At 74.9% G+C, this 12486-nt stretch carries 11 protein-coding genes; 5 read left to right on the plus strand and 6 right to left on the minus strand.

Annotated elements, in window-relative coordinates:
* The first annotated feature begins 3 nt into the window (after window positions 1–3).
* From AB0K17_RS24040 to amaP, 3 genes are read left to right on the plus strand one after another with little or no spacing between them, the layout of a single operon-like run.
* Window positions 4–357, plus strand: a complete 354-nt coding sequence (locus tag AB0K17_RS24040; protein ID WP_365984200.1) for a hypothetical protein — start codon at window positions 4–6, stop codon at window positions 355–357.
* Complete coding sequence (locus AB0K17_RS24045) at window positions 354–902, plus strand: DUF6286 domain-containing protein (protein ID WP_365964797.1); 549 nt, start codon at window positions 354–356, stop codon at window positions 900–902. Before AB0K17_RS24040 ends, AB0K17_RS24045 begins: the two co-directional genes overlap by 4 nt.
* Window positions 903–909: 7 nt before the next feature.
* The gene (gene amaP, locus AB0K17_RS24050) at window positions 910–1506 is read left to right on the plus strand and encodes an alkaline shock response membrane anchor protein AmaP (RefSeq protein WP_365984201.1); all 597 of its coding nucleotides are present in this window, start codon (window positions 910–912) and stop codon (window positions 1504–1506) included.
* Window positions 1507–1755: 249 nt separating this feature from the next.
* Here amaP and AB0K17_RS24055 read toward each other — a convergent pair whose 3' ends face one another.
* The 5 genes from AB0K17_RS24055 to AB0K17_RS24075 form a co-directional block, all read right to left on the minus strand.
* Window positions 1756–2511, minus strand: a complete 756-nt coding sequence (locus AB0K17_RS24055) for an SDR family oxidoreductase (protein ID WP_365984202.1) — start codon at window positions 2509–2511, stop codon at window positions 1756–1758.
* Window positions 2512–2515: 4 nt separating this feature from the next.
* The gene (locus AB0K17_RS24060) at window positions 2516–4306 is read right to left on the minus strand and encodes a glycoside hydrolase family 15 protein (protein ID WP_365984203.1); all 1791 of its coding nucleotides are present in this window, start codon (window positions 4304–4306) and stop codon (window positions 2516–2518) included.
* Window positions 4307–4335: 29 nt separating this feature from the next.
* The gene (locus AB0K17_RS24065) at window positions 4336–5160 is read right to left on the minus strand and encodes an SURF1 family protein (protein WP_365984204.1); all 825 of its coding nucleotides are present in this window, start codon (window positions 5158–5160) and stop codon (window positions 4336–4338) included.
* Window positions 5161–5216: 56 nt separating this feature from the next.
* Window positions 5217–6206: a DEDDh family exonuclease gene (locus AB0K17_RS24070; RefSeq protein WP_365969230.1), complete on the minus strand. Its 990-nt coding sequence runs from the start codon at window positions 6204–6206 to the stop codon at window positions 5217–5219.
* Window positions 6207–6267: 61 nt separating this feature from the next.
* Complete coding sequence (locus tag AB0K17_RS24075; protein WP_365984206.1) at window positions 6268–8895, minus strand: MXAN_6230/SCO0854 family RING domain-containing protein; 2628 nt, start codon at window positions 8893–8895, stop codon at window positions 6268–6270.
* A gap of 233 nt (window positions 8896–9128) precedes the next feature.
* Between AB0K17_RS24075 and AB0K17_RS24080 the strand changes: the two genes are divergently transcribed.
* On the plus strand, window positions 9129–10079 hold the full coding sequence (locus AB0K17_RS24080; protein ID WP_365984207.1) for a sterol desaturase family protein: 951 nt from the start codon (window positions 9129–9131) through the stop codon (window positions 10077–10079).
* Window positions 10076–10756 carry a lysoplasmalogenase gene (locus tag AB0K17_RS24085; protein WP_365984208.1) on the plus strand — a complete coding sequence of 227 codons (681 nt, stop codon included), beginning with the start codon at window positions 10076–10078 and terminating at the stop codon, window positions 10754–10756. Before AB0K17_RS24080 ends, AB0K17_RS24085 begins: the two co-directional genes overlap by 4 nt.
* On the opposite strand, the gene AB0K17_RS24090 is transcribed toward AB0K17_RS24085, so the two are convergent.
* Entirely contained in the window at window positions 10746–12296 is a 1551-nt protein-coding gene (locus AB0K17_RS24090; protein ID WP_365969235.1) for a S8 family serine peptidase, read from the minus strand. The genes AB0K17_RS24085 and AB0K17_RS24090 overlap by 11 nt on opposite strands.
* Window positions 12297–12486 lie beyond the last annotated feature (190 nt).

The following is a 12486-nucleotide window of genomic DNA, read 5'->3' on the forward strand; positions in this document are numbered from 1 at the left end:
CCGGTGGCCGCACCACGCCCGGTGGAGCCCGCCGACCGCGGGGCCACCCGGATCGCCGACTGCGTCGTCGCCAAGATCGCCGGCCAGGCGGCGCGCGAAGCGCTCACCGGCACCCTGCCCGAAGGCCACGAACCGCCCTACGCCGCCGTCGACGTGCACGACGGCACCGCCCGCGTCCGCGTCGCCGTCGAACTCGACTACCCCGCCGACCTCGCCGCCCGCTGCCGGGACGTCCGCGCACGCATCGTCGAAAGGGTCCGCACCCTGGCGGGCATGGAGGTGCCCGAAGTGGCGGTCACCGTCGAACGGCTGCACTCCGTCCACACCGCGCGCACCACCGGGGAGCGGGTGCGATGAGCCGTGGCGACCGGCGCCCGTGGTCCACCCGCAGGCTGCCCGCGGCCCTGCTCGCCGCCGCCCTCCTCGCCGCCGCCGGGCTGCTGCTCTACGACACCGCCGCCGTACGGGCCGGCCACCCCGCCATGGCCTGGCGCCGCACCCTCGCCCACGACCTGGCCACCGTGCCCCTGCACAACCCCTGGATCGTCACCGGCGCCGTGGCCTGCGTCCTCGCCGGAGGGTGGCTGATCGCCCTCGCCCTCACCCCCGGCATGCGCCGGCTGCTGCCGATGCGGTACGACGACGCCGAGGTACGCCCCGCGCTCGAACGCCGCGCCGCGGCCCTGGTGCTGCGCGACCGCGCCCTGGAGGTGCCCGGCGTGCGCTCGGTGCGCGTCGACGTCGGGCGCCGGGTCGTGCGGGCCCGCGCCGAGTCCCACTTCCGCGACCTGGACGAGGTGCGCACCGACGTCAACTCCGCCCTCGCCGACGGCGTCCGCGCCTTGGGCCTGGTCCGCGAACCCTCCCTGTCCGTGCACGTCCGCCGCCCGCCGAAGGGGTGAGCCCACGGTGCTCAGGACCGTCAACCGCGTGCTGCTCGCCCTCGCCGGAGTGCTGCTCGTGGCACTCGGCGCCGCCGTCCTGGTCGGCGCGCTCGACCTGCAACGGCGCTGGGCCGTCCGGCTGCCGGCGGCCTGGCCCTTCGACGGGCCCGACGACGTCCTGCTCACCCCGGCACAGCGGCAGCGGTGGCGGGCACGGTCGTGGTGGTGGCCGGCGGTCCTCGCCACCCTGGCCGTCACCGTGCTGCTCGCCCTGGGGTGGCTCTGGGCGCAGGGCCGCCGCCGGCGGCTGCGGGAGGTGGCCGTCGTCGGCGGCGGCGGTCAGGTCGACGTCGTGCGCGGCCGGGCCCTGGAGGAGGCCATGGAGGCGGAGGCCGAGGCGCTCGACGGCGTGGACCGGGCCCTTGTCGTCCTGTCGGGACGACGCACGGCGCCGCAGGTGCGCATCGTCGTGGTGCTGGGGGCGCGGGCGGCGCCGGCGGGCGCGCTGGCCCGGCTGACGGGCGAGGTGCTGCGGCACGCGCGGGCCTCGGCGGGGCTGGGCCGCCTGCCTGCGCAGATCCGCCTGCGCGCGGCGCGCCGCCGCGCGGAGCGGGTGGGATAGGCAGCGAATGGCAGTTCCCCGCGCCCCATAAGGGGCGCGGGGCAGCGTTCGATCTGCGGCTGCCGCCGCGTGGGCGCGATCGGCCGGCGACGGCCCGCAGTCGACGCGCGGGACCGGGTCAAGCGCAGTATTCCCTCTGCGGGTGCGCCCTGGCTTGTCGCGCAGTTCCCCGCGCCCCTTATGGGGCGCCGTGGTGGCCGCGTGTCCCCGCGACCCTGACGGGGCGCCGTGGTGGCCGTGTGACGAGGATCAGAACCCGTGCCGGGCGCCCCCGTCCACCGACAGGACCACCCCCGTCACGTACGACGCGGCCGGGGAGAGCAGGAAGGCCGCCGCGCGGCCGAATTCCTCGGGGGCGCCGTAGCGGCCGAGGGGGATCTCCGCCTCGCGGCGCGCCTTCGTCGCCTCGGCGTCGCCGGACAGGGCGTCCAGTTCCTTCAGCCGGTCGGTCGCGATGCGGCCCGGGGCGAGGCCGATCACGCGGATGCCGCGGGGGCCGAGTTCGCGGGAGAGGGACTTGGCGAAGCCGGCCAGGCCCGGGCGCAGGCCGTTGGAGATGGTCAGGCCCGGGATCGGTTCGTGGACGGAGCCCGAGAGGACGAAGCCGATCACGCCGCCCTCGCCCAACTCCGCCGCGGCCGCCCGGGCCAGCCGCACCGCGCCGAGGAAGACGGAGTCGAACGCGGCCCGCCACTGGTCGTCGTCGTTGCCGAGGGCCGTGCCCGGCGGCGGGCCGCCGACGCTGATGAGGACGCCGTCGAGGCGTCCGAAGCGCTCGCGCGCCGCGCGCAGCAGCCGCTCGGCCGCCGTGGGGTCGGCGTTGTCCGCGCCGATGCCGATCGCGCCGGGGCCGAGCTCCCGTGCCGCCGCCGCGGCGGCGTCCGCGTCGCGGCCGGAGAGGACCACGCGGGCGCCGTCGGCGGTCAGTTGGCGTGCGGTGGCGTGGCCGAGGCCGCGGCTGGCTCCGGTCAGGACGTACACCCGGTCCTTCAGTCCAAGATCCATGCCCTCAGTGTGCCGGTCCGGCGCCGTCGAGCAACAAGGCAGTGCCCACGAGGCCGATGTGGCTGAACGCCTGCGGGAAGTTGCCCAGCTGCCGGCCGGCGCCCGGGGCGTACTCCTCGGCCAGCAGGCCGACGTCGTTGCGCACGGCCAGAAGCCGCTCGAAGAGGGCGCGGGCCTCCTTGGGGCGCCCGGTCAGGTGCAGTGCGTCGGCCAGCCAGAAGGAGCAGGCCAGGAAGGTGCCTTCGGTGCCGGAGATGCCGTCCACCGCCGTGTGGGCGAGGCCGTCGCCGTAGCGGCGCACGAAGCCGTCGTCGGTCAGCTCCCGCCGTACCGCGTCGACGGTGGCCATCACGCGCGGGTCGTCGGGCGGCAGGAAGCCGGTGCGGGGGATGAGCAGGGTGGCGGCGTCCAGTTCGGTGGAGCCGTAGGACTGGACGAAGGCGCCGCGCCCGGCGTCGTACCCCTTCTCGCACACCTCGCGGTGGATCTCCTCGCGCAGGGTCCGCCAGCCGTCCAGGTCGCCGTCCAGGGTCGCGTCGGCCTCCAGCGTGCGCACCGCGCGGTCGGCGGCGACCCAGGCCATGACCTTGGAGTGCACGAAGTGCCGGCGCGGGCCGCGCACCTCCCACAGGCCGGCGTCGGGCTCGCGCCAGTGCTCGCGCAGGAAGTCCAGGAAGCAGCGCTGGATGTTCCAGGCGTGCGGCTTGGCGCGCAGCCCGCCCTCGCGGGCGGCGTGCAGGGAGTCGACGACCTCGCCGTAGACGTCGAGCTGCAGCTGGGAGACGGCGCCGTTGCCGGTGCGTACGGGGTAGGAGCGCTCGTAGCCGGCCAGCCAGGGCAGCTCGGTCTCCGGCAGCCGGCGCTCGCCCGCCAGCCCGTACATCGTCTGCAGGTCGGCGGGGTCGCCGGCGACGGCCCGTACCAGCCAGTCGCGCCAGGCGCGGGCCTCGTCCTCGTAGCCGAGGGCGAGCAGCGAGTTCAGGGTGAGGGTGGAGTCGCGCAGCCAGCAGTAGCGGTAGTCCCAGTTGCGCACGCCGCCGATCTCCTCGGGCAGGGAGGTGGTCGGGGCCGCGACGATGCCGCCGGTGGGGGCGTAGGTGAGGGCCTTGAGGGTGAGCAGCGAGCGGACGACGGCCTCGCGGTAGGGGCCGCGGTAGCGGCAGCGGCCGGCCCAGGCGCGCCAGTCGGCGAGGCTGTGGTCGAGGGCCTCGTGGGGGTCGATGAGGGCGGGCCGGGGCTCGTGGGAGGGGTGCCAGGTCAGGACGAAGGCGATCTTCTCCCCGGCGCCGACCGTGAACTCCGAGCGGGTGCTGCGGCCCTCGCCGCGGGTGGGCACCTCCGGTTCGCTGCGCAGCCAGGCGGAGTCGGGGCCGGCGACGGCGACGCGGTGTCCGTCGGTGCGGCGCACCCAGGGCACGATGGCGCCGTAGTCGAAGCGCAGCCGCAGCACGCCGAGCATCTCGACGCGGCCGCTGACGCCCTCGACGATGCGCACCAGGTCGGGGGCGCGGTCGCGCTGCGGCATGAAGTCGGTGACCTTCACCGTGCCGCCGGCGGTCTCCCACACGGACTGAAGGACCAGGGAGTCCTGCAGGTAGGCGCGCCGGGTGCAGGTGCCGGCGCCTGCGGGGGCCAGGCGCCAGTGGCCGTTGTCCTCGTCGCCGAGGAGGGCGGCGAAGCAGGCGGGGGAGTCGAAGCGGGGCAGGCAGAGCCAGTCGATCGAGCCGTCGCGGCCGACGAGGGCCGCGGTCTGGAGGTCGCCGATGAGCGCGTAGTCCTCGATGAGTGCTGCCACGCGTGGCGTCTTCCCAGCTGGGAGGGTGGTTACTCCGCGCCGGGGGCTGTCCGGGCGACCGGTTCGGGTGCGCCGTCCTGCGCGATCGTCTGCTGCTGCGCGGCCTGCGCGGCCTGCGCGGCCCGGTCGCGGCGCTCACGGCGCACGAGCACGACCCAGCCGACGGGGACGAACGCGGAGAACAGCCACCACTGGATCGCGTACGCCATGTGGTTGCCGATGCTGCTGTGGTCCGGGTCGGGCACGACCTGGGGCTGGCCGGCGGCGGTGGGGGAGATCAGCTCCAGGTAGCCGCCGAGCAGGCTGCGGTGCAGCGTGGCGGCCTGGCGCTCGCTGTTGATCCGCATGATCATGCGGGGCGGCAGGCCCTTGGTGTCCTTGATACCGCTGCTGGCCGTCTCGTCGGCGCGCAGCCGGCCGGTCACGGTGATCTTCCCGGTCGGGGGCGCGGGAACCTCGGGGAACGTCAGCTGACCCGCGTCGGCCGGGATCCAGCCGCGGTTGACCAGCACCGCGCGGCCGTCGTCCAGCACGAGGGGGGTGATGACCATGTAGCCGGACTTGCCGGAGGCGTCCGTGCGGTAGCGGGCGACGACCTCGCCCTTGGCGTCGTACGTGCCGGTCGCGGTGACCCGGCGCCAGACGGCGTCCTGCGCCACGTCGCGCCCCGGGGCGGTCAGCTCGGTGACGGGCACCGGGGGCCGGGTGAGGCTACGGGCGATGTGGTCGTTGCGCGCCACCCGGGCCTCGTGGCGATGCAGCTGCCAGAAGCCCAGTCTGATCATCGCCGGGATCAGGGCGAGCCCCACGAGGGTGAGGATCACCCACTGCCGGGTCAGCAGGAAGCGGTACACGCATTTGACGGTACCTGGTGGGATTCGCACCCCGGCCGGTGGGTGCCGCTTGCCGGTCAGACCCGGCTCTCGGCGGGGATCACGTGGGACAGGAGCTGGACGAAGGCCGCCTCGTCGATCACGGGGGTGCCGAAGGTGCGGGCCTTGGTGACCTTGGAGGTGGGGGAGTCGGGGTCGTTGGTGACCAGCACGCTGGTCAGCCGGGAGATGCTCGTCGCCACGTGCAGTCCGGCCTCCACGGCCCGGTCCTCCAGCAGCTCGCGGTCGATGGAGGTGTCGCCGGAGAACGCCACCCGCATGCCCTGAATGAGCTGTTCGCCCGGTTTGTAGTGTCCGGGGTTGGGATACGGACACGCCGGACGCTTGCGGCTCGCCCGCCACGTCGAGCGGAACGACGGCTGATAACCGGCCCTCGGCGACGGGACGGGCGCCGGCGAGTCGGACCACTCCGTCAGCGGCTGGCAGGCCAGCAACGGCAGCCGCAGCCCGCTTGCGGCCGCCCGGTGCAGACTCGGCCGGAACGCCTCCGCCAGCACCCGGGCGTCGTCCAGCGCGTGGTGGGCGCGCTCCTGCACCACGCCGTAGTGCGCGGCGAGCGACTCCAGCTTGTGGTTGGGCAGCGGCAGCCCGAGCTCCTTCGACAGCGCGATCGTGCACAGCCGTTGGCGCACCGGCGCGGCCGAGCGCGCCCGGGCGTACTCACGGGCGATCATCGACCAGTCGAAGGCCGCGTTGTGCGCCACCAGCACCCGGCCCGCGAGCCGCTCCGCGAACGCGCCGGCGATCTCCGCGAACAGCGGCGCGCCCTCGAGGACTTCGGAGGTCAGGCCGTGGATCCACACCGGCCCCGGGTCGCGCTCGGGGTTGACCAGCGTGTACCACCGGTCCTCGACCCGGCCCCGGGCGTCCAGCTGGTAGACCGCCGCCGACACTATCCGGTCGTCCCGGGCGAGCCCGGTGGTCTCCACGTCGACGACCGCGTACCCCTCGGGATAGGCGGCCGGCCACGGGTCGGGCAGGGGTGTGTCGGTGCGGTCGTCGAGCATGGTCCAAGAGCTTAAGGGCCCGCACTGACAGCGCGGGATCCGGCCGTGCCGAGCGACACCTTCAGGCCAGCGCCGACAGCAGCCCGCCGGCCGTCACCCGCACCGTGCCCTCGCACCCGTCGACCGCGCCCGGCAGCAGACGGTAGACCGTACCCGTCGCCTTGCGCACGCCCACCGCCCCCTCCAGCAGGGCGACGAAGGCGTGCCGGCCCTCGACCGCCGCCGCGGCCAGCTCGTGGGCGTCCCCCACCGGCTCGCAGAAGTCGGGGGGCGCCAGCGCGCGCAGTCGCGCCGCGAAGGCACCGGCGCCCTCGCCCTCCCGGCGCCCGTACCGCCACAGCTCGGCGGCCCCGCCCGGCACGCGCCGGATCACCGCGACCTCGCCCGCGCGGGCGGCCGCGTGCCAGCAGCACAGCTCCCACAGGCTCAGCCGGGCGCCGCCGGAGAAGTAGCCGGTCAGCTCGCGGCCCAGCGCGCCCATCGCGTTGCCGTGCCGGCCCACGCTGTGCAGGCCGCTGTCACCCGGAAGATGGACATCGGTCCACAGGGCACGCCCCTCCGCCAGGTCGACGACCATCGGCACGCACGCCCGCGACCGCCCGGTCAGGTCGAAGCGCTGGCGCACCGTGCGCGGGTCGTACGCCGCGCCGCGCGCCCCCGTGCCCGGCAGCGTCATGAACCCGGCGAAGGCGTCCGGCAGCTCCTCGAAGGGAATGTTGTTGTAGCTGAAGACCACCGGCACCGCATAGCGCACGTCCGCCTCCAGCAGGGCGAGCACGTCCAGGTCGACGTACTCGGTCGCGCCGTCGGGCGCCGGCGCGGAGGTGAGGTCGCCGGAGTGCACCGCGGCGTCGTGCCGGAACCGCAGCTTCGTGTAGTCGCACAGCCCGACGCCGTTCCATTCCTCGTCGAAGAAGGCCACCGACAGGTCGAGGTCCACCCGCGCGCCCTCGGGCTCCATCCAGTGCAGGAACAGCCGCAGCACGCCCCCCTCGGGCAGGTCCAGGGTGCTGCCGCGCGGCACCGCCACCAGGGACGCGGCCGCCGAGTGCTCGGCGAAGGGCACGGCCAGGGCGGCCAGGCCGCAGTCCAGCAGCGCCACCTCGAACGGCGGGGCGGCCGACAGCCGCCGCAGCGCCTCCGCCTCCAGCAGCGCGCACACCCGCTCCACGACCGGCGCGGCCAGCGGCTCGCGCAGGTCCTCCACCGCGTGCACGCACGTCACCGCGCCCCGGGGGAAGAACACCCGCCGCCCCGAGGGCAGGTGCCGCCCCCGCAGGGCGCCCAGCGCCCCCAGCAGCGCCCCGGGGCCCACCCTGGGCAACCCCTCTTCCAGCGCCTCGGCCACCGCCGGCGCGAGCTCGCCGCCGCCGTACAGCCGCAGCACATGGTCCAGGCGCCGCACCAGCTCGCCGGGCCGCTGCCGCAGCAGCGCCACGGCCGCTGCCGGATCACCGGCGCGCAGCGCCTCCTCGGTGCGCCCCGCCCAGGTGTGCGGCACGATCCGCGCACGGCCGTCGGCCGCCGCCCGTACCGCCACCGCCTGCGGGTGCCGCTGCGCCGTCACCGACAGCGCGCGGGCCAGCGGGCCGGCACCCGAGACGTCCGTGCTGCGCAGGGCCGCGAAGGCCAGCGCCGCCCGCGGGTGGCGCGCGTGCTGCTCGAAGGGGTGCAGCAGCTCGGCGGCGCGCAGCCACGCGGCCCGGTGCCGCAGCAGGTCCTCGACGAGCGAGGCGGTGTCGAACGCGTCCAGCACCTCCAGCAGTTCGCGGCGCAGCGGGCGCGGCAGGCCGCGCTGGCGCGGCGGCTGCAGCAGGTCCGCCTCGCCGCCGGACCACACGCACAGCAGCCGCAGCACGTCGGTGGCGGTTGTCAGCCGCAGCGGCAGCAGCTCGCGCACCGCCGCCACGGTCGCCGGGCCGCCGTCGCGCAGCAGCGTGCCGAGCACCAGTGCCTTGGTCTCGCGCACCGGGACGTCCTGCGGCAGCCACGTCAGGCCCCCGGGCCCGGCGTGCGCCAGCAGCACCTTGAGGTCGTCCCGGTCCTGCGGCGACAGCGGCGTGGCGCGGGCGAGCAGTGCGGCCAGCTCGCGGGCGGCGTCCGCGGTCCGCGACGTCCCCAGCACCAGCAGCTTCAGCGGGCCCTGGGAAGACGCGCCCGGGGGCGGCACCTGGCGCGACGGCCGCAGGAACGGATCCTCGCGGTCGATGCGCCGGTGGCACAGCGGGCACCCGGCGTAGTCCGCGCCGTCCCAGCAGGAACGGCACACCAGGTGCGCGCACGGCGCGACCGGATGCACCCGCCCGACCGTCCCGCACAGCACGCACGGCTGGTCCGGCTGCTGCAGCAGCAGGGCGAAGACCCGGTCGACGTACAGCGCGAGCGTGTCGTGCGGCACCGAGGCGGGGAAGTCGCGGAACAGCGGCATGTGCGTACGGTCCGCCCCCAACTGCGCGTCGAGCGCCCGCAGCAGACTGCGCCCCGTGTCGGCGAGGGCCTCGGGCCCGGCGCCGGCCAGCACCGAGCGCAGCGGCTCGGTCAGCGCGTGCCCGCGCGCGAGCAGCTCGGCCTCCAGGGCCGTCAGCCCTGCAGCCGTGCGCGCGTCGCCGGCGGCCGGGCCCGTCGCCGGCTCGTGGTCGACATGGACAATCTGGGCGCGGCGCAGCAGAACGGCCTGAAGCGTGGACACGAAGAACCCCCCGGAGAAAGCGAAGCGGGGGCGGGAAGTGGGCGCGCTCGTTTCTTTGGAGGAAAGGAGAAGGAAGCACACCGCGGAGCCGCCCCCGCGCCACGATTCTAGGAGCCCGCCGATCACCGGTGCGAACGGTTTTCCGGCGCCCGGCGACCGCCGGTAACAAAGATTCGGTACCCGGGGGTAACAACCCCTAGCGACAAGGCCGTCGGCGTGTTTATGGTGCGCCCATGCCGCACCTACCCGACGTGGTCCTGTGGTCCATACCCGCCTTCGTCGTGCTCACCGCACTGGAAGCGGTGAGCTACCGCATCCATCCCGACGACCGCCTGGAGGGGTACGCGGCCAAGGACGCGGCGACCAGCATCGGCATGGGGCTCGGCAGCCTCGCCTTCGACGCCCTGTGGAAGATCCCGATCGTCGCGCTCTACACGGCCCTGTACGAACTGACCCCGCTGCGCGTGCCCGTCCTGTGGTGGACGCTCCCGCTGATGCTGCTCGCGCAGGACTTCTTCTACTACTGGTCGCACCGCGGCCACCACGTGGTGCGCATCCTGTGGGCCTGCCACGTGGTGCACCACTCCAGCAGGAAGTTCAACCTCACCACCGCCCTGCGCCAGCCGTGGACGTCGCTGACCGTGTGGCCGTTCTACGTGCCCATGGTGCTCGCCGGCGTGCACCCGGCGGCGTTGGCGTTCTGCTCGTCGGTCAATCTCGTCTACCAGTTCTGGGTGCACACCGAGCGCGTCGGCACGCTGCCGAGGCCGCTGGAGTTCGTCCTCAACACGCCCTCGCACCACCGCGTCCACCATGCGTCCCAGGGCGGTTACCTCGACCGCAACTTCGGCGGCATCCTCATCGTCTGGGACCGGATGTTCGGCTCCTTCGTGCCGGAGGGCGAACGTCCCGTCTACGGGCTGACGAAGAACATCGCCACCTACAACCCGCTGCGCGTGGCCACGCACGAGTACGCCGCGATCGCCCGCGACGTGCGGGCCGCCCGCAGCTGGCGCGAGCGCGCCGGCCGCGTCTTCCGTGGCCCCGGCTGGCAGCCCCGGCCGGCGACCGGCGGACCGGCCGGGCCCGCCGAGCCCGTCGAGCCCGTCGAATCCGCGGAGCCGGCCGCGCGCGCCGAACGCCCGGCGCCCGTGCATCCCGTGCAGCCCGGACGGGCCGCGTGAGGGCCGCCGCCCGGGCGGTGCCGGCGGCCTTCGGCACCGTCGCCGCGGCCCACCTCGGCGCGCTGCTCGCCCACGCCACGACCCTCGCCCACCTGACCAAACCGGCCCTGATGCCGCTGCTGGCCGCCGCCGTGCTGCTGCACGGCGGCTCGCGCCTGCTCGCCGCGGCCCTGCTGTGCGGCTGCGCCGGCGACATCCTGCTGCAGGCCGACGGCCGTACGCCGTTCCTGGTGGGCATGGCGGCCTTCGCCGCAGGACACCTGTGCTACCTCGCGCTGTTCGCCCGGCACGGCACGTCCAGCGGCAGCCGTACGTACCGGCTCGCCGTCGCCTACGCCGCCGCCTGGCTCGCCACGGTGGCCCTGCTGTGGCCCGGCCTGGAGGCCGGCATGCGGCTGCCCGTCGTCCTGTACAGCCTGTTGCTGACCGCCATGGCCCTGGCCGCGACCCGGGCCGGGGTGTGGGCCGCGGCCGGCGGACTGCTCTTCCTCGTCTCCGACTCGCTGCTGGCCGGCGGGCTCGCCGGCTGGCCGCAGGCGCCCGCCGCCCAGTTCTGGGTGATGCTCACCTATGCCGCCGCCCAGGCCCTGCTCGCGTACGGCGTGCACCGGTGCGTCGCGGCGGCGGGGGCCGGCAGCGGCCGGCCGGCCCCCGCGCGGGCGGCGGTCAGTCCGTGACGGCCGCCAGGGCGTCGACGATGCCGTAGCCGTAGAAGCTGTTGACGTGCTTGGTGCCGGTGCACGCGGCCTTCCACTTGCCCGTGCCGTCCGGGTCGTAGCCGGCGGCCGGGCAGCCCGGGTTCTTCGCCTGGGCCTTCAGGAGCCACTGGATCTCCTGCGGGCTCGACTTCGGGTGGGCGCTCTTGAGCAGCGCCGCCACGCCCGCCACGTGCGGGCTGGCCATCGAGGTGCCCTGCAGGAAGCCCCAGTCGCCGCCGGGCAGGGTGGACAGGATCCTGCCGTCCTTGGCGGGCAGTTCGGGTATCTGCAGCGAGTCGCCGCCGGGGGCGGCGACGTCGATCGCGTTCAGACCGTAGTTGGAGTAGAAGGACTTCCCCGACTTCACCCCGGTCGCGGCGACGGTGACCACGCCGGGCAGGGAGGCGGGGACGTCCAGGCACTGCCGCGGGTCCACCTTGCGCGGCACCGGCTTGGAGTCGTTGGGGCTGGAGGCGTCGTCCAGCTGCGGCGCCGCGAGATCCAGGTTGGAGTTGCCGGCGGCGGCGACGTTGACCACGCCCTTGTCCTGCGCGTACTTGGCGGCCCGGCCGACCGCCTCGGCTATCGCCTTCTGGTCGCCGTCGTCGGGGCAGTTGAACAGCCACGGGTCGACGTAGTAGCTGTTGTTCGTCACCGACACGCCGTGGTCGGCGGCGAAGACGAACGCGCACACCACGCTCTCCGCGTAGAAGAAGGCGTTCTTGTCGGGCGTGCTCACCTTGATGCCTGAGACCTTCACACCAGGAGCAACACCGGAGACGCCCAGACCGTTGCGGGCCGCGGCTATCGTCCCGGCGACGTGCGTGCCGTGGTAGTCGTCGGCCGGGTTGTGCGGGCGCCACGCGCCCGGGCTCGTGTCGGCCTTGCCCGACACGCAGCTCGCGGACTGCCCGGCGGAGAAGTTCGGCGCCAGGTCGGGGTGGGTGTCGTCCACGCCGGTGTCGATGACGGCGACGGTGACCTTCCTGCTGCCCGCGTTCACCTTCGCGGCCTTGTCGGCGCCTATCGCGCCCAGGTCCCACTGCAGGCCCTCCAGCGGCTCCTTGCCGGCCGCCAGCGACCGGGCGGCGGCCCCCTTCTCCTCCTTCGACAGCTTCAGCCGCTCGGGCTTGCCGTAGTCGGTGGTGGCCGCCGAGGTGATGGGCGCGGTGCGGGTGGCGCCCGCCGAGGACACCCCGGCCACCGACCGCATGGCCTTGGCGAAACCGGCGTCGCGGGAGTGGACGACGATGACGCCGATGCGGTCGTAGGACACCACGATGCTGCCGCCCGCCTTCGCGACGGCCTTCTTCACCCGGGCCAGCGTGCCCCGGTCCGTGGCCGTGTTCACCACGTACGACAGCAGCGGGCCGGTCGCGGTCGCGGCGGCGGAAGGGGAGGCGGGGGCCTGAGGGGCGGCGCTGGCCGCGCCGGGCAGGAAGCCGAGGGAGGCGGTGAGCGCCAGTCCGAGCGGGGCGGCGAGGAGCGCCTGCCGCCGTCTGAGACGCAGATGGGCCATGGCCATGAAGGTCTCCACATCATCCGGGAATCCGTCCGCCGCACAGACGTGCGGGGGCGGTCGCGCATGACGAGTGAAGCTAGCGCCGATCACCGGCGGCGGGCAATGAATTCACCGAGACTGGGGGGCGCCCCTCCGGCTGCCCGGCCGTCAACCCGGCGCGTGCACACGGCCGTCCGCAGGGGGACGG

Source organism: Streptomyces sp. NPDC049585 (genome assembly GCF_040675615.1).
In the GTDB taxonomy this organism is placed as follows: Bacteria; Actinomycetota; Actinomycetes; order Streptomycetales; family Streptomycetaceae; genus Streptomyces; species Streptomyces luteosporeus.

What these genes read in the sequence shown, in the direction of transcription:
- AB0K17_RS24045 (WP_365964797.1), top strand. Translation starts at nt 354, where the DNA reads ATGAGCCGTGGCGACCGGCGCCCGTGGTCCACCCGCAGGCTGCCCGCG.
- AB0K17_RS24055 (WP_365984202.1), bottom strand. Translation starts at nt 2,511, where the DNA reads ATGGATCTTGGACTGAAGGACCGGGTGTACGTCCTGACCGGAGCCAGC.
- AB0K17_RS24080 (WP_365984207.1), top strand. Translation starts at nt 9,129, where the DNA reads ATGCCGCACCTACCCGACGTGGTCCTGTGGTCCATACCCGCCTTCGTC.
- AB0K17_RS24090 (WP_365969235.1), bottom strand. Translation starts at nt 12,296, where the DNA reads ATGGCCCATCTGCGTCTCAGACGGCGGCAGGCGCTCCTCGCCGCCCCG.
- AB0K17_RS24070 (WP_365969230.1), bottom strand. Translation starts at nt 6,206, where the DNA reads ATGCTCGACGACCGCACCGACACACCCCTGCCCGACCCGTGGCCGGCC.